Below are 14,735 nucleotides of genomic sequence, written 5' to 3'. Positions count from 1 at the left end.
GTTTCAGGCCTTGGCATATTTATTCAGAACGACGTTGATTTCTTCTTCAGTAACAAACTCCCCGGCATCGGCCTCCGCCAACCCTGCCCTCACGCCGCTCGTCCATTTCTCCTGCCATGCCAGAGAACGTCCATGAGAAAGCGCATCTTCTATGATGCGGCTTGGAGTCGAGTTCGAGCGCTCGGCCAAGATATCCAGCCGGTGTTTAAGATCGTCGGGAAGTTCAATCGTGCTTTTCATGGGCCAAGAATAACCGATCCCAGGCAGATCGGCAAAGACAATCCAAGCCTCGCCTCACACCTTCCCCGTTTCCCAGCCGAGCATCGCCCGCTTGCGGGTCAGGCCCCAGTGATAGCCCGTCAGCGCCCCACTTTTACCGACAGCGCGATGGCAGGGAACGACGAAGGACACCGGGTTGGCGCCGACCGCCGTACCGACCGCACGCGACGCGGTGGGCTGGCCGATATCGCAGGCGATATGCGAATAGGTAACCGCGCGGCCCATCGGAATTTTCAGGAGACTTTCCCAGACCCGCACCTGAAAATCCGTGCCGAGCAGCACGACGCGCAGCGGCCTGTCCGCCGACCACATGGACGGATCGAAGATGCGCGCGGCATAGGGTGCCGTCGCTTCGCGATCCTCGACATAATCGGCATTCGGCCAGCGGCCGGCCATGTCCTCGAAACAGGCCCTTTCCTCGCCCGGATCGGCGAAGGCGCAGCCGGCAAGGCCACGATCGGTCACCATGACCAGCGCAAGCCCGAAGGGCGAGGTGTGGAAACCGTAACGGATCGTCAGCCCGCCGCCCTTGGCCTTCCATTCGCCGGGCGACATGGCCTCATGGGTGACGAACAGATCGTGCAGGCGTCCGGGGCCAGACATACCGACCTCAATGGAGGTTTCCAGCAGCGGCAAATCCTCTTCGCGCAACAGCCGCTTGGCATGATCGAGCGTTACGGCCTGCAGGAATGCCTTGGGCGAAAGGCCGGCCCAGCGGGTGAAGGTCTTCTGCAATTGCGTCGGCGACTGGCCAAGCTCTGCGGCAATGGCTTCGAGGGAGGGCTGCTCGCGATAATCCAGCGTCAAAAGCTCGATAACCCCGCGCACCGTGTCGTAATCCGATCCGATGGGGGTGATGTCTTCGTTCAGCGTAATATTGGCGTTCATCGCAAATCTCCTAACGGGTAAGAGAAAACCATTAAAGCGACTGCGTCTCCACCCGTTTCTTGCGCCCTGCTCCATTTCTACCGTCATACCGGCCTCGAGCCGGTATCCAGCCAGCCCAAGTCCTTGGGCTGAAAGGAGTCTTTTCCGCCGCGCGGACGCGCGTCGGCTGGATTCCGGCTCAGGGCCGGAATGACGGAGGGAGAGCTGGATTATCCTCTTACATCCGCCGCCTGACAGTCGCCAGCGCACCGCCAAACGCCTTCGCGAAACTTTCCCGGTCATCCGGATTGAGAAACGAACCGATATCGGTCGCCCGGCCTTCACCCGTCACATGCATGGAGACGATGCCGATCTCGTCATGCCGCCTCACCCTGAAGCGCGCCCAGAAGGGATTGAAGCGATGCTCCACCATCCGCCCGGCGGGAGAAAATTTGCGGATCGACAGGCTGGTGCGCGAGACGCTGACCTCTTCCCGCGCCTTCGCCGCCCGGTAATTGGCGCGGAAGGCGGCATAAAGAAGCAGGAAATCCAGCCCTAAAAACAGGCCGACCGGCCATGCCCCGGTGGCGAGGAAAAAGCCACCATAGACAAGGCAGGCCAGGCCGGAGAAAAGCAGGAGCAGCCGGAAACCCCTTCTGCCAAGCGAACGGTGCGGAACGAGTTCCGCCGCGAAAATCGGCTGGTCGTTGAGCGTATCCACGTTGCTTTCCTCAGGGCGGGCTGGCTATAGATAGTCCATGACAGTCGTCAAAAAACGATCCAGCACCCAAACATTGAAAAAGTCAAATCCGGCATCCGCGCGCAAGCCGGCGCGGGTGAAAACGGCCTATTCGAAGGACGAGCTCACCGAAATCTTCCGGCGCTTTTCCATTCAGCGGCCGGAGCCGAAAGGCGAGCTGGAACATACCAATCCCTTCACCCTGCTGGTGGCTGTGGCGCTTTCCGCGCAGGCGACCGATGTGGGCGTGAACCGGGCCACACGCGCGCTGTTCAAGGTGGCCGATACGCCGGAAAAGATGCTGGCGCTCGGCGAGGAAGAACTGATCGGTTATATCAAGACCATCGGACTTTACCGCAACAAGGCGAAAAACGTCATTGCCCTGTCGCAGATGCTGATCGACAATTTCGGCGGCGAGGTGCCGAAAACCCGCGAGGAGCTGGTGACGCTGCCGGGTGTGGGCCGCAAGACGGCCAATGTGGTGATGTCCATGGCCTTCGGCGTGCCCACGCTTGCGGTGGATACACACGTCTTCCGCATTGCCAACCGGCTCTGTCTTGCGCCGGGCAAAACCCCTGACGAGGTTGAAGACCGGCTGATCCGCATCATTCCCGAACAATATCTGTTCCATGCCCATCACTGGCTGATCCTGCATGGGCGTTATTGCTGCAAGGCGCGCAAGCCGGAATGCGAACGCTGCGTGATTGCCGATATCTGCAAATCACCGGAAAAGACCTTCGATATTCCAGCGCCGCTGGTGGAATTACCCGCGCAGCTGTTCGGTGCGGCCGCTAGCGAATGAGGGATCGCGCCGGCTGACGGCCTTGTGCAGATGCACCATCATCGAGGCGGCAAAAAGCGGCGTCAACAGGTTGAGGAACGGCACCGCCAGGAAGGCCGCTATCACCAGCCCGGCCATGAAGACGGTGGTGCGGTGTTTTGAGCGGAACAACCTCGCTTCGGCGGGCGAGCGGAAGCGCATCGCCGCGAATTCGAAGAATTCCCGGCCGAGCAGATAGCCGTTCACCAGAAAAAACGCGATGAGATTGATACCTGGCACCAGAAGCAGCAACAGCGCGACAATGTTGCCGGCAATGACGACACCGAAGAACTTGATGGACGACAGAACGGCCTCGCCGACCGGCATCGCCTTGCCCGGCGGATCCTTCGGATAGCTCTTTTTCTCGACCACTTCGGCGACATCGTCGAGAAACAGGCCGGCAATGACGGCGGTGACCGGCGAAATAAGCAGCGCGAGCGCCAGCGCCAGCCCGATGCCGGCGAAAATGGCGAAAACGAAGGTCAACCAGCCCGCCCAGTCCGGCACGCCGGGGATAAGCGTATCCACCCACGGCAGGGCGAAATAAATGAAGATCGAGCGGATGGCGAACCACAGCGCCGCAAGCATGAGAAGCGTGAGCCCCAAAACCTTCCAGAAGACCGACCGGGTTTCGGCGGCAAAGAGATTGTGGAAGGCAAGCCTCGCCGCATCAAAAATCATCCGGAACTCCTCGACGCCTTTCGCGTTGAAACACGCTTACCAGACGAGAGATAAGCGCTGCCAGCCCGCTCTGCAAGACGGGCGGAAATATGCCAAATGGCTGGATTTAAACCGCAGATGGAATTTCTCTTGAATAAAAGGTATCTCTAAAATATAATAATATACCTATTATATTTCGCATTCCGGTCCGGTGGAGGACAAGGCCGGAAAAGCTATCCCCCACCGTCAAATTGCGGTTCGCACGCTCGTTTGCGCGCGCGCATGCATCATCGTTCAAAAAAGATAAAAGAATGAGGCGTTGGTGGAAAAGCTGCTGTTGAACCTTACGCGCGCCATGAAGGCAGGCACCCCTTCAGAGCGCAAGATCGCCAAATATCTGATCGAACATCTGGACGAATTGCCGTTCGAGACGGCCCAGACGCTGGCCGCCAAGCTCAGCCTCAGTCCGATGACGGTCGGCCGTTTCCTGCGCTCGCTGGGATACCGGCAATTCAGCGACATCCGCGCCGATCTGCGCCATGCCGAAGAAACGGCCGGCGCGGACCAACCCGCCATGGCCGAAGGCGGCGAACGCCGTTCCAACCCGTTTTCACAGCTTCTGTCCCAGCAGATTCAGGCCATCCAGACCGCTTTCGACATGACCACCCAATCGATCTGGCGGGTCGCCATGAACGAGATCGCCACGGCGGGCAATGTTTTTCTGGCAACCTCTCCGGAAGGTCTCGATGCCGGGCGGCATTTTTACGGGCGGCTTCTGGAGAGCCGGGGCCATATCCATTATCTCGGCAGCGACAGCGCGGCCTATGTGGCCCTGTGGGATTTCGACCCCGCGCAGGCGCTGCTCGTCATCATGGATTGCGGCGGCGCCCTGTCGCCCCTGCAACGCCTGTCGGCAATGGCGCGCAAGAGCGGCTACAGGACATTGCTGATCACCACACGCTTTTATGAATGGGGACCGGAAAGCGCAGATCTCTGCCTTGCCATGCCGCAGGCGCAGAATGGCGGCCAGGGCCTGCTGCAACTGGTCTCCCTGCTGGAATTTACCCTCTGTTCGCTTGGCGCCAGCGCCGATGACAGCGGCAGGGCAAGGGCGAAGAACCTCACGGCCCTGAAACGCTCGCTGCGCAGCTGAACGACAACAGTGCGTGCTTATGGATCGAGCGGCCACAGCTTGTTTCTTCTCCCCGCCGGGGAGAAGGTCGCGGCAGCGGGATGAGGGGGCGACGGTAGAGATATTCGGAGAGCTTGCCCCCTCATCCGACCCTTCGGGCCACCTTCTCCCCCACGGGGAGAAGAAAGAAGCGGCACCCGCCAGCAATGCGCTCTAACCTGTCATTTCCTTTTAGAAAATCAAAGGCTTTCCAGTTCCTGACGATGGCGGTACATGGCGAGAAAACGGCGGTAATCCCGCTCATAACGGGGGCCACGCGCAGGATTGCCTGATATTTCTGCATTGCCCGGATACATGGCGGCCCCTGCTGCGGCAAGGTTCGCATGCACCCCGCCGGCCGTCGCCGCCGTCATCGCCGTGCCGAGCAGCACCGCATCGGCGGTGGCGGGAACGACGATGCGCTTGCCCGTCACATCGGCATAAAGCTCCATCAGCAGCGGGTTCTTCACGTGCCCGCCGGTAACGTGCAGGCTTTCCACCGCATAACCGAAACGCTCCATCGCATCGAGCACATGGCGGGCGCCAAGCGCAATGGCGACGGCCGTGCGCCAGTAAAGACGGCAGAGACTGTCGAACGACGTATCCAAAGTCAGTCCGCTGATGACGCCGACGGCGTGCGGGTCGGCAAGCGGCGAGCGGTTGCCGTGGAAATCCGGCAGCACATGCAGCCGCTCGGCGAAGGCCTCACCCTCAAGCGCGCGCAATTCCGTTACCCGCGCAACGATGCGGGCATGCAGCGCCGTATCCGGCTCACCGCCAGCCGCGTGCATGCGTACAATATGGTCGAGCAGCGCGCCGGTGGCCGATTGCCCGCCCTCCACCAGCCAGTGACCCGGCAGGATCGCCTGCCAATAGGGCCCCCAGAGGCTGTGGCCGGGCATCTGCCGTTCCGACATGGCGACAAGGCAGCTCGATGTACCGGCGATCAGCGCCACATGCCGGCCCACATCCGCAGACAGGCAGCCGCCCAGCGCACCGAGCGCGCCGGCATAGGCGTCGATCATGCCCGCCGCCACCTGGCAGCCGGTATCGAGACCCAGTTCGGCGGCGGCTTCGGGCGAAAGCGGGCCGATGCTATCACCCGGCATTACCGTGGTTTCGGGAAGCCCTGCCCGCTCCCTCAAATCGGCAAGGCCCGCCAATTCGAGATAATCCGCCTGCCAGCCGGGATTTTCCTGCGCCAGAAAATTCCACTTCGCCGTCTGCGTGCAATTTGAACGCTGCGCTGAACCGGTCGCCTTCCACGTCAGGAAATCCGCCAGATCGAAGGCGAAGGACATGCGCGACCAGCTTGCCGGCATATGCGTCTTCAGCCACATCAGCTTCGGCATCTGCATTTCCGGCGAGACGCTGTTGCCGGCGAAATCCAGCACCCGGTGGCCGGATGCCGTCAGGCTATCGGCCTCCGATATCGCCCGGTGATCGAGCCAGACGATGGTGTCGAACCGGTCTTCACCGGTAACGGAAACCGAAACCGGCTCACCCCGCCCATCGCGGATGACCAGCGAGCAGGTGGCGTCGAAACCGATGGCGGCTATGCTTTGCGGCGAAACACCGGCCTCGGCAAGCGCCGCCCTCACCACGATGCAGACCGCCTTCCATATGTCGGTGGAATCGTGTTCGGCGTGGTTTTCCTGCGGCCTCTGCATCAGGATGGGATGGGTGGAGCGGGCAAGCAGCCGGCCGGCCGGATCGAAAATGCCGGCCCGGGCGCTGGCGGTGCCGACATCGACAGCGACGAGATTTTGACGCATCAAGACTGCAATTCCATCCCTTGCGCAACGACCCGGCGACGGCGGCAGGCAAAATCTGCTTCAGCCCGCATCACGTTCCATTTGGCCGTCAAAACCGCCCTTCCCCACATAGCTGCCGACAAGTTGGACCAAATCCGGCATCGCGTCAAACACCGCATCCGCACCAAGCCCGGCGATCTTTTCACGGAATGCGGGAAAGCGCGCATGCGAACCGCCGGTAAAGGCAAAAACGCCCATGCCAGCCGCCTTTGCGGCGGCAATGCCGGCCGGGCTGTCCTCGATCACGATGCAGTGACGCGGCTCGACGCCCATTTCGCGCGCCGCATGCAGGAAAAGATCGGGTGCCGGTTTGCCGTTCTTCACCATGGTGGCGCTGAAGACATGCGGTTCGAATTTGTCGATCAGGCCCGTCAACCCCAGCGAATAACGGATGCGTTCCGGCTGGCTTGAGGAAGCGACGCAGCGCCGCAGCGGCAGGAGCCTGTCCAGCGTTTCGCCAATGCCGTCAATCGGCCGAAGCTCGGTGCGGAAACGCTCAAACAGCGTCGCCCGCATATGGTCGAGAAAATCGATGTCGGTTTCGACACCGTAATCCTCAAACAACGTCGCCGTCATGCTGGCGACGCTGCGACCGAGGAAGCGCTCATAGGCCTCTTCCTCTCCCATCGTAACGCCGAGATGGGAGAGCATATCGAGAAGGACGGAGATGGAGACCGGCTCGCTATCGACGAGAACGCCGTCGCAATCGAAAATCAAAAGGGGCCCGGTCTCGTCTTCCATCTCATGGTCACTTTTCAGCCAGCTTGTCATCCAGATAAAGCTGCAACGTCTTCGCCGTGCCTTCTTGCCACAGCGTCTTCAATGCATGGGCAAAGCGTTTACGGAAAAGCTCCGATTCGGCAACCGTTCCGAAGATGTCTTCAAGCGCGAGGAAGGCCATCGGATCGTCCTTGGCCTTGATGGCAGCCGCCTGAAGCCGCTCGGCGCTGGCGTCGTTGAAGGTGATTTCCTTGCCGCTATCGGAGGTGCCCTGGAAATAACGGCACCACAGCGCCGAAACCAGCGAAAGGCCGACGATATCCTCGCCGCGCGCCAGACGGTCGGCGGTGGATGGCAGGATGAATTTCGGCTGGCGGTTGGAACCGTCCTGCGCCAGACGCGGAATGGTGTCGCCGATCTTCGGATTGAGGAAACGCCGCTCGATCAGCGCGAAATAATCGGCAAGATTCGTATCGGGAACCGGCGGAATGACCGGAATGATCTCGTCATTTTCAAGCTTTGCCAGAAATGCCCGGATCAGCGGATGTTCCATCGCCTCATGCACGAAATGAATGTCGAGCAGTGCCGCCGGATAGGCGATTGCCGCATGGCCGCCATTGAGAATGCGGATTTTCATGTGCTCATAGGGCGCGACATCCTTGACGAACTGCACGCCAGCCTTTTCCAGCGCCGGGCGGCCGGCGGGGAAATTATCCTCCATAACCCATTGCTTGAACTCCTCGCAGAAGACCGGCCAGTTGTCCTCGATGCCGAAATCGTCGCGGGCGATATTGCGTTCGCGCTCGCCTGTCGCGGGCGTAATGCGGTCGACCATGGAATTGGGGAAAGCGACATTTTCGCCGATCCAGTTGGCGAAGGCAGGATCGGACAGGGCCGCCAGCCCGACCACGGCATTTTTCGTGACCTTGCCATTATGCGGAATGTTGTCGCAGGACATGACGGTAAAGGGTTGCAGCCCCTTGTCCCGCCGCGCCTTCAGCCCGGCGACGATGAGGCCGAACACGGTTTTCGGCGAAGCCGGGTTCCTCCCGTCCTCGGCAATGGCCGGATGCTGCGGATTGAAGGAACCGGAAGCATCGATGAAATAACCGCCCTCGGTAATCGTCATGGAAACGATGCGGATTTTCGGATCGGCGAGCGTATCGATGATGGCCTTCGTGTCGCCGACCTTCAGAATGTCGATCATCGGCCCGGTGACGCGCGCACCGGTGCGGTTATTGTCCTGCTCCACCACTGTCGTCAGGAAATCCTGCGCGGCAAGCTTTTCGCGCATCACCGCATCGGACGGCAGAACTCCAGCGCCGATGATGGCGAAGTCATGGTCCGCACCTGTGTTGAAGAGGTCATCCAGATAAACCGCCTGATGGGCGCGGTGGAAATTGCCGACGCCGAAATGCACGATGCCGGCGGAAAGATCGGCCCGGGAATAGGCCGGAACCGCCGCGGTTTTTCTGGCGTCGTCAAGCGTTGCGAGGGAGAGTTTGCATGTCATGTCACGATCCTCGAAGGGGAAACGTTGTTCGTGCCAAGGCCGGGCGGCAGGCGCCCGATACTCAGCTCATCCAGTTGCCGCCATCGACATTATAGGTCTGGGCGACGATGTATTGTGCCTCATCGGAGGCAAGGAAGATCGCCATGCCGGTCAGGTCTTCGGCACGGCCCATGCGGCCGAAGGGTACTGCCTCCCCGACCAGCCGCTTCTTTTCACCGGTGGGGCGGTTTTCGTATTTCGCAAACAGCGCATCCACGCCGTCCCAGTGCTCGCCATCGACCACGCCCGGCGCAATCGCATTGACGTTGATGCCGTGCCGGATGAGATCGAGCCCCGCCGATTGGGTGAGGCTGATGACGGCGGCCTTGGTGGCGCAATAAACCGCCACCAAGGCCTCGCCGCGCCGGCCGGCCTGGCTTGCCATGTTGATGATCTTGCCGCCTTTTCCCCGAGCGATCATTGTTTTTGCGGCGGCCTGCATCATGAACAGCGTGCCGGACACGTTGATCGAAAACAGTCTTTCGTAGCTCTCGCGTTTGATCTCGACAATCGGTGCGAGGTCGAACAGCGCGGCATTGTTGATGAGGATATCGAGCCCACCGGTCTGGCCCTCCACCGTGCGGATAGCGGTGTCGATGGAATGCTGCTTGGTCACGTCGAGTTCGACGGCATAGGCATTCTCGCCGATCTCGCGGGCGGTCTTGCTGGCGCGCTCGAAATCGATATCGGCAATGGCGACGGTTGCCCCCTCGCGTATATAGGCTTCGGCAAAGGCACGGCCAATGCCGCGCGCCGAACCCGTTATCAGCGCGGATTTGCCTTCCAGTCTTCCCGTCATATCGCCACACCCTTTTCATCGAACCTGTGGATCTTGGTGTCATCCGGCGTGATGAAGACGGTATCGCCGTGTTTGCACTCGAACTCGCCATCGGTCCTTGCGGTAATCGGCCCGATGCCGTTCACCTCGAGATGCAGGAAGGTATCCGATCCGAGATGTTCGGCGACGGTGACCTTGCCCTGCCAGAGCCCACTTTCCTTCGACAGCACCAGATGCTCCGGCCGCACGCCGGCGGTGGTCGCACCCTTTTGGCGGGCAAAGTCGCCGGTGATGAGGTTCATGCGCGGCGAGCCGATGAAGCCGGCGACGAAGAGGTTGGCGGGGGAGCGGTAAAGCTCCATCGGTGAGCCGACCTGCTCGATATTGCCGCGGTTGAGCACCACGATCTTGTCGGCCATGGTCATGGCTTCCACCTGGTCGTGGGTGACGTAGATCATCGTCGTCTTCAGCGTGTTGTGCAGTTCTGAGATTTCCAGCCGCATGGTGCCGCGCAGCGCCGCATCGAGGTTGGAAAGCGGTTCGTCGAACAGGAAGGCGGAAGGTTCGCGCACGATGGCGCGGCCGATGGCGACACGCTGGCGCTGGCCGCCCGACAGCTGCGAGGGCCGGCGCTCGAGATAGTCGGTAAGGTTCAGCACCCTTGCGGCGTCTTCGACCTTCTTATCGATGATCGCCTTGTCAAGCTTGGCCATCTTCAGCGGAAAGGCGATGTTGTTCCTGACACTCATATGCGGATAAAGCGCATAGGACTGGAACACCATGGCAAGGCCGCGCTCGGCCGGCGCCTTTTCCGTCACATCCTTGCCGTCGATGACGATCTTGCCGCCGGAGACGTCTTCCAGCCCGGCAATCAGGCGCAGCAGCGTGGACTTGCCGCAGCCGGAGGGGCCGACGAAGACGACGAACTCGCCGTCATGAATATCGAGATTGATCGACGGGATGACTTTCGCCTCACCGAAGACCTTGGACACGTTCTGAAGGGAAATGCTGCCCATGTTTGTCGTTCCTTATTTCACGGCGCCAAAGGTCAGGCCACGCACGAGTTGTTTCTGCGAGAACCAGCCGATGACGAGAATGGGGGCGATCGCCATCATCGAGGCGGCCGAGAGTTTTGCCCAGAACAGCCCCTGTGGGCTTGAGAAGGAGGCGATGAAGGCCGTCAGCGGGGCTGCATTGGTGGTCGTCAGCCGGATGGTCCAGAAGGATTCGTTCCAGGCGAGGATGACGTTGAGGAGCAGCGTTGAGGCAATGCCCGGAACCGCCATCGGGGTCAGTACATGGACGATCTCATTCCACAGCGATGCGCCATCCATGCGGGCGGCTTCGAGAATCTCGCCGGGGATTTCCCGGAAGTAGGTGTAGAGCATCCAGATGACGATCGGCAGGTTGATGAAGGTGAGCATGATGGTGAGCCCGATGCGGGTATCGAGCAGGCCGGCATTGCGGAAGATCAGATAGATCGGCACCAGCACGGCGACGGCCGGCATCATCTTGGTGGAGAGCATCCACATCAAAATGTCCTTGGTGCGCTTGGTCGGCGAGAACGCCATGGCCCAGGCGGCGGGAATGGCGATGATCAGCGCGATGATCGTCGAGCCGAGCGACAGCACCACCGAATTCATGAACGGCTTGAAGTAATCGCGCTGGGTCTGGACCGTCACGTAATTCTCGAGCGTGCCCGACGGAATGAGGCTGAAGCCGGCGATTGCCTCGGGCTCGGTCTTGATCGAGGTGAGGAAGGCGTAGAGGATCGGGAAGAACAGCAGCAGCGCCACGGCCCAGGCCGCGATGGAAAAGCCGATCTTTGCGCGTGTGGTTGTCTTGCGGGCCATGATGTTTCCCCCTTACCGGTCGAGGTTCTTGCCGACGGCGCGCATCAGGAAGATGGCGACGATATTGGCGAGGATGACGGCGATGATGCCGCCGGCCGAAGCGCCGCCGACGTCGTAGCCCAGAAGTGCTGTGCGATAGATGAGGAAGGCGAGGTTGGTGGAAGCGTAACCGGGGCCGCCATTGGTGGTGACGAGGATTTCCGCGTAAACGCCGAGCAGGAAGATCGTCTGGATGAGAATGACGACGGTGATGGCGCGCGACAGATGCGGCAGGGTCAGATAGACGAAGCGGTTGACGAAGTTGGCGCCATCCATCTCGGCGGCTTCCTTCTGTTCGCCATCGAGCGACTGCAGGGCGGTCAAGAGGATCAGCGTTGCAAAGGGCAGCCATTGCCAGGCGACGATGATGATGATGGACAAGAGCGGAAACTGCGCAAACCAGTCGACCGGCTGGAAACCGAAGAAGCGGGAGAGATCGGCCAGCACGCCGTAACCGGGATGCATGATCATGTTCTTCCAGACCAGTGCGGCCACTGGCGGCATGACGAAGAAGGGCGAGATGATCATGATGCGCACGATGCCCTGGCCGAAAATGTCATTGTCGAGCAGAAGCGCAATGGCGATGCCGCCAACCACCGTGATGAGCAGCACACCGCCGACAATCAACAGCGTGTTCCAGATCGACTGGAAGAAGGCCGGGTCGGTGTAGAAATACTGGTAATTGAACAGACCAGCGAAGCTGACATTGGCCGGGTTGAGGAGATTGTAGTTCTGGAACGAGAACCAGAGCGTCATCGCCAGAGGCACGATCATCCACACCAGCAACAACAGCACCGATGGCGCAAGCATCACCCGCGCTAATCCGCTCGTGTTTCGGGTTGCCATTGCACTCACCTCCCCTTGGGCCGGGGCGTCACGACATGCGCCCGGCATATCCGGAAGAACCGGCTCATTCTTGTTTTGATTTGAAAGGCTTAAACGCCGCCGTACAGACCGGCGGCTTTCCATCCCAAGGTTCGCTGCCCGGCATTGGCGCCGGGCAGCGATCTTCGGGAGGATTACTTGATGTAGCCGGCGCGGGTCATTTCACGCGTCGCGGTCGACTGGGCGCCCGCAAGCGCATCGTCAACGCTGGACTGACCGGCAACGACCGCCGAGAACAGCTGACCGACCGTGGTGCCGAGCGCCTGGAATTCAGGGATCGCCACGAACTGACCGCCGGTGTAAGGCACGGGCTTTACGGTCGGCTTGGTGATGTCAGCGGCATCCATCGCGGCAAGCGTCGGCTTGGCGAAGGCGGCGGCCTTTTCATACTCGGCATTCTTGTAAAGCGAGGTGCGGGTGCCCGGAGGCACATTTGCCCAGCCTTCCTTGGAAGCGACGAGCTCGGTATATTCCTTGCTGGTTGCCCAAGAGATGAACTTCTCGGCCGCTTCCGCCTTCTGCGAGCTCTTCGGGATCGCGAGGTTCCACGACCACAGCCAGTTGCCGTGGTTCTTCAGCTCGCCATGCGTCGGGAAGATGGCATAACCGACCTTGTCGGCAACGGTGGAATCCTTCGGGTTGGAGACGAAGGAAGCAGCGACCGTAGCGTCGATCCACATGCCGCACTTGCCCTGCTGGAACAGCGTCAGGTTTTCGTTGAAGCCGTTCGAGGATGCACCGGAAGGGCCGGCATCTTTCATCAGATCGACGTAGAACTGCAGGGAGCTCTTCCATTCCGGCTGATCGAACTGCGGCTTCCAGTTTTCATCGAACCAGCGGCCGCCGAAGGAGTTGGTGAGCGCGCTGATGAAGGCCATGTTTTCGCCCCAGCCGGCCTTGCCGCGCAGGCAGATGCCGTTGATATCGGCCTTGCGGTCAGTAATCTTGCGGGCAGCGTCGCCGATGAATTCCCAGGTCGGGTTATCGGGCATCTTCAGGCCGGCTTTTTCGAACAGGTCCTTGCGATACATGATCATGGCGGATTCGCCATAGAAGGGCGCGGCGTAAAGCTTGCCTTCGCTGGAGAGGCCGCCGCGGATCGCCGGCAGCAGATCGTCGACGTCATATTTGTCGCCGAGCTTTTCGAGCGGCAGCAGCCAGCCCTGCTTGGCCCAGATCGGCACTTCGTAATTGCCGATGGTCATGATGTCGTATTGGCCGCCATTGGTGGCGATATCGGTGGTCACGCGCTCACGCAGGACGTTTTCTTCAAGCGTCACCCACTCGACCTTGATGTCGGGGTTCTTGGTGGTGAAGTCCGAGGTCAGACCCTGCATGCGGATCATATCGCCGTTGTTCACGGTCGCGATGGTCAGCGTCTCGGCGGAAGCAAGGGTCGAAAAGGCGAGTGCCGAGCATGCGCCCAGCAAAATGGTCTTCAATGTCATATCTTCCTCCCAGAAGAAAAATGATGAGCATTCGCTTTGCTCTAGGGCATTTACTCACCTCATCAGCAAAAAAGTCAAGCGACATCCTGTGCTGCGACGCACATGGAAAAACCAAGCCATTGATTTTATGTGTTTAATTTTTGCTCAGTGCGTGAGCAAATATTCGCTTGTGACTTCATCGGTGATGAGGCCGTTCAGCAGACCACCCCTCAACGCCGCCAGAATCGAGGCGTTCTTGCGTGCGCCCTGCGCCATGCCGATGACGGTGCAGGTGTCTCTTGAAGGGATGGGAACGGAGGCGACGCGCTCGTTGACGGAATGCTCGAGAATGCGGCCATTGGCATCATACATCCAGCCGCAAATCTCGCCAACGGCACCGCTTGCCATCAGCGCCTTCATCTCGTCGACACCCAGAAAACCGTCGACGCAGAGCGGTGCGTTTTCGCCGAGTTCGCCGACACCGACGAAGGTGACATTGGCGGCAGAACCCAGCGCCAGCGTGGAGCGCACCATGGACTGGTCGTGCAACAATTCGCGCTCTTCCGCAGAAGAACATAGAACCGGCAGCGGCATTGGGAAATGCCGTGCCTTGATAGCATCGGCCATGCTGAAGATGACGTTATAATAGGCGGCCGAGCCATCCGGCCCGATATTGCCCGTCAGCGACACGATGCGATGCTGGGGGCATTCCATCGGGGGCAGCTGGTCGACGGCGGCCTTCAAGGTACGGCCGGTGCCGATGGCGAGCACGATGGGATCGGCATTCTTCAGCCAGCGCTCGATTTCCGCCGCCCCGGCCTCGGCAATGCCGACAGTTGAGGAGACCCCGGCCGGATCGCTCGGCACCACCTCGATATATTTCAGGTCGAATTTCTCTTTCAGCCGTTCGGCTTTTTCGAGACAGGCGGCGATAGGGTGATCGAGCCGCACCTTGATCAACCGCTCGGCGACGGCAAGCGACACAAGCCGCTGCGCCGATTGCCGGGAAATGCCCATGGCGGCGGCGATCTCATCCTGCGTGCGCCCAGCGACATAATAAAGCCAGCCGGCACGGGCCGCATCATCCAGCCGTCCATGTGCGTCGTTTCGTCTGGCCATGCCGCCGCCCTT

Annotated in this window: 15 protein-coding genes; 2 read left to right on the top strand and 13 right to left on the bottom strand. The window is 60.5% G+C overall.

Annotated features, from left to right (window positions below):
- Nucleotides 1-3: 3 nt before the first annotated feature.
- The 3 genes from RAC79_RS11645 to RAC79_RS11635 all read right to left on the bottom strand — a co-directional run bounded on the left by RAC79_RS11645 (nucleotide 4) and on the right by RAC79_RS11635 (nucleotide 1,867).
- Entirely contained in the window at nucleotides 4-240 is a 237-nt protein-coding gene (locus RAC79_RS11645; protein ID WP_035228253.1) for a CopG family ribbon-helix-helix protein, read from the bottom strand.
- A gap of 54 nt (nucleotides 241-294) precedes the next feature.
- The gene (locus RAC79_RS11640; protein ID WP_374997016.1) at nucleotides 295-1,167 is read right to left on the bottom strand and encodes a methylated-DNA--[protein]-cysteine S-methyltransferase; all 873 of its coding nucleotides are present in this window, start codon (nucleotides 1,165-1,167) and stop codon (nucleotides 295-297) included.
- Between the two features lie 217 nt (nucleotides 1,168-1,384).
- The gene (locus tag RAC79_RS11635) at nucleotides 1,385-1,867 is read right to left on the bottom strand and encodes a DUF2244 domain-containing protein (RefSeq protein ID WP_080857888.1); all 483 of its coding nucleotides are present in this window, start codon (nucleotides 1,865-1,867) and stop codon (nucleotides 1,385-1,387) included.
- A gap of 37 nt (nucleotides 1,868-1,904) precedes the next feature.
- Between RAC79_RS11635 and nth the strand changes: the two genes are divergently transcribed.
- Complete coding sequence (gene nth / locus RAC79_RS11630) at nucleotides 1,905-2,687, top strand: endonuclease III (RefSeq protein ID WP_374997015.1); 783 nt, start codon at nucleotides 1,905-1,907, stop codon at nucleotides 2,685-2,687.
- Here nth and RAC79_RS11625 read toward each other — a convergent pair.
- Complete coding sequence (locus tag RAC79_RS11625) at nucleotides 2,649-3,386, bottom strand: sulfate transporter family protein (protein WP_374997014.1); 738 nt, start codon at nucleotides 3,384-3,386, stop codon at nucleotides 2,649-2,651. The two genes, nth and RAC79_RS11625, sit on opposite strands and share 39 nt — an antisense overlap.
- A gap of 298 nt (nucleotides 3,387-3,684) precedes the next feature.
- Here RAC79_RS11625 and RAC79_RS11620 point away from each other — a divergent pair, with 298 nt between their 5' ends.
- A complete protein-coding gene (locus RAC79_RS11620; RefSeq protein WP_374997013.1) occupies nucleotides 3,685-4,518 on the top strand; it encodes a MurR/RpiR family transcriptional regulator in 834 nt (277 codons plus the stop codon).
- A 218-nt stretch (nucleotides 4,519-4,736) separates the two neighbouring features.
- Here RAC79_RS11620 and RAC79_RS11615 read toward each other — a convergent pair whose 3' ends face one another.
- The 9 genes from RAC79_RS11615 to RAC79_RS11575 form a co-directional block, all read right to left on the bottom strand.
- The gene (locus RAC79_RS11615; protein ID WP_162934256.1) at nucleotides 4,737-6,311 is read right to left on the bottom strand and encodes an FGGY-family carbohydrate kinase; all 1,575 of its coding nucleotides are present in this window, start codon (nucleotides 6,309-6,311) and stop codon (nucleotides 4,737-4,739) included.
- A gap of 60 nt (nucleotides 6,312-6,371) precedes the next feature.
- Nucleotides 6,372-7,091 carry an HAD family hydrolase gene (locus tag RAC79_RS11610; protein WP_059759542.1) on the bottom strand — a complete coding sequence of 240 codons (720 nt, stop codon included), beginning with the start codon at nucleotides 7,089-7,091 and terminating at the stop codon, nucleotides 6,372-6,374.
- 7 nt (nucleotides 7,092-7,098) lie between these two features.
- Nucleotides 7,099-8,583, bottom strand: a complete 1,485-nt coding sequence (locus RAC79_RS11605) for a mannitol dehydrogenase family protein (protein ID WP_078052244.1) — start codon at nucleotides 8,581-8,583, stop codon at nucleotides 7,099-7,101.
- 61 nt (nucleotides 8,584-8,644) lie between these two features.
- Nucleotides 8,645-9,421 carry an L-iditol 2-dehydrogenase gene (locus RAC79_RS11600; protein ID WP_374997012.1) on the bottom strand — a complete coding sequence of 259 codons (777 nt, stop codon included), beginning with the start codon at nucleotides 9,419-9,421 and terminating at the stop codon, nucleotides 8,645-8,647.
- Nucleotides 9,418-10,416, bottom strand: coding sequence for an ABC transporter ATP-binding protein (locus tag RAC79_RS11595; RefSeq protein ID WP_374997011.1), 999 nt, complete (start codon nucleotides 10,414-10,416; stop codon nucleotides 9,418-9,420). The genes RAC79_RS11600 and RAC79_RS11595 overlap by 4 nt, the downstream gene beginning before the upstream one ends.
- Before the next feature lie 12 nt (nucleotides 10,417-10,428).
- A complete protein-coding gene (locus RAC79_RS11590) occupies nucleotides 10,429-11,253 on the bottom strand; it encodes a carbohydrate ABC transporter permease (protein WP_003525171.1) in 825 nt (274 codons plus the stop codon).
- A gap of 12 nt (nucleotides 11,254-11,265) precedes the next feature.
- Complete coding sequence (locus tag RAC79_RS11585; protein ID WP_104679882.1) at nucleotides 11,266-12,138, bottom strand: carbohydrate ABC transporter permease; 873 nt, start codon at nucleotides 12,136-12,138, stop codon at nucleotides 11,266-11,268.
- 173 nt (nucleotides 12,139-12,311) lie between these two features.
- Nucleotides 12,312-13,625: a sugar ABC transporter substrate-binding protein gene (locus tag RAC79_RS11580; RefSeq protein WP_065655300.1), complete on the bottom strand. Its 1,314-nt coding sequence runs from the start codon at nucleotides 13,623-13,625 to the stop codon at nucleotides 12,312-12,314.
- A gap of 144 nt (nucleotides 13,626-13,769) precedes the next feature.
- Nucleotides 13,770-14,723 carry a sugar-binding transcriptional regulator gene (locus RAC79_RS11575; protein WP_020813212.1) on the bottom strand — a complete coding sequence of 318 codons (954 nt, stop codon included), beginning with the start codon at nucleotides 14,721-14,723 and terminating at the stop codon, nucleotides 13,770-13,772.
- Between the last annotated feature and the right edge of the window lie 12 nt (nucleotides 14,724-14,735).

The sequence above is a fragment of the Agrobacterium sp. LR_9 genome (genome assembly GCF_041954855.1).
GTDB lineage: Bacteria > Pseudomonadota > Alphaproteobacteria > Rhizobiales > Rhizobiaceae > Agrobacterium > Agrobacterium leguminum.
This window is presented reverse-complemented; position numbering and strand designations above follow the sequence as displayed.

Excerpts from the sequence above, each read along its gene's own strand:
- RAC79_RS11645 (WP_035228253.1), bottom strand. The coding sequence starts at position 240 with ATGAAAAGCACGATTGAACTTCCCGACGATCTTAAACACCGGCTGGAT.
- RAC79_RS11610 (WP_059759542.1), bottom strand. The coding sequence starts at position 7,091 with ATGGAAGACGAGACCGGGCCCCTTTTGATTTTCGATTGCGACGGCGTT.
- RAC79_RS11600 (WP_374997012.1), bottom strand. The coding sequence starts at position 9,421 with ATGACGGGAAGACTGGAAGGCAAATCCGCGCTGATAACGGGTTCGGCG.
- RAC79_RS11625 (WP_374997014.1), bottom strand. The coding sequence starts at position 3,386 with ATGATTTTTGATGCGGCGAGGCTTGCCTTCCACAATCTCTTTGCCGCC.
- RAC79_RS11595 (WP_374997011.1), bottom strand. The coding sequence starts at position 10,416 with ATGGGCAGCATTTCCCTTCAGAACGTGTCCAAGGTCTTCGGTGAGGCG.
- RAC79_RS11580 (WP_065655300.1), bottom strand. The coding sequence starts at position 13,625 with ATGACATTGAAGACCATTTTGCTGGGCGCATGCTCGGCACTCGCCTTT.
- RAC79_RS11585 (WP_104679882.1), bottom strand. The coding sequence starts at position 12,138 with ATGGCAACCCGAAACACGAGCGGATTAGCGCGGGTGATGCTTGCGCCA.
- RAC79_RS11640 (WP_374997016.1), bottom strand. The coding sequence starts at position 1,167 with ATGAACGCCAATATTACGCTGAACGAAGACATCACCCCCATCGGATCG.
- nth (WP_374997015.1), top strand. The coding sequence starts at position 1,905 with ATGACAGTCGTCAAAAAACGATCCAGCACCCAAACATTGAAAAAGTCA.
- RAC79_RS11605 (WP_078052244.1), bottom strand. The coding sequence starts at position 8,583 with ATGACATGCAAACTCTCCCTCGCAACGCTTGACGACGCCAGAAAAACC.
- RAC79_RS11590 (WP_003525171.1), bottom strand. The coding sequence starts at position 11,253 with ATGGCCCGCAAGACAACCACACGCGCAAAGATCGGCTTTTCCATCGCG.
- RAC79_RS11575 (WP_020813212.1), bottom strand. The coding sequence starts at position 14,723 with ATGGCCAGACGAAACGACGCACATGGACGGCTGGATGATGCGGCCCGT.
- RAC79_RS11615 (WP_162934256.1), bottom strand. The coding sequence starts at position 6,311 with ATGCGTCAAAATCTCGTCGCTGTCGATGTCGGCACCGCCAGCGCCCGG.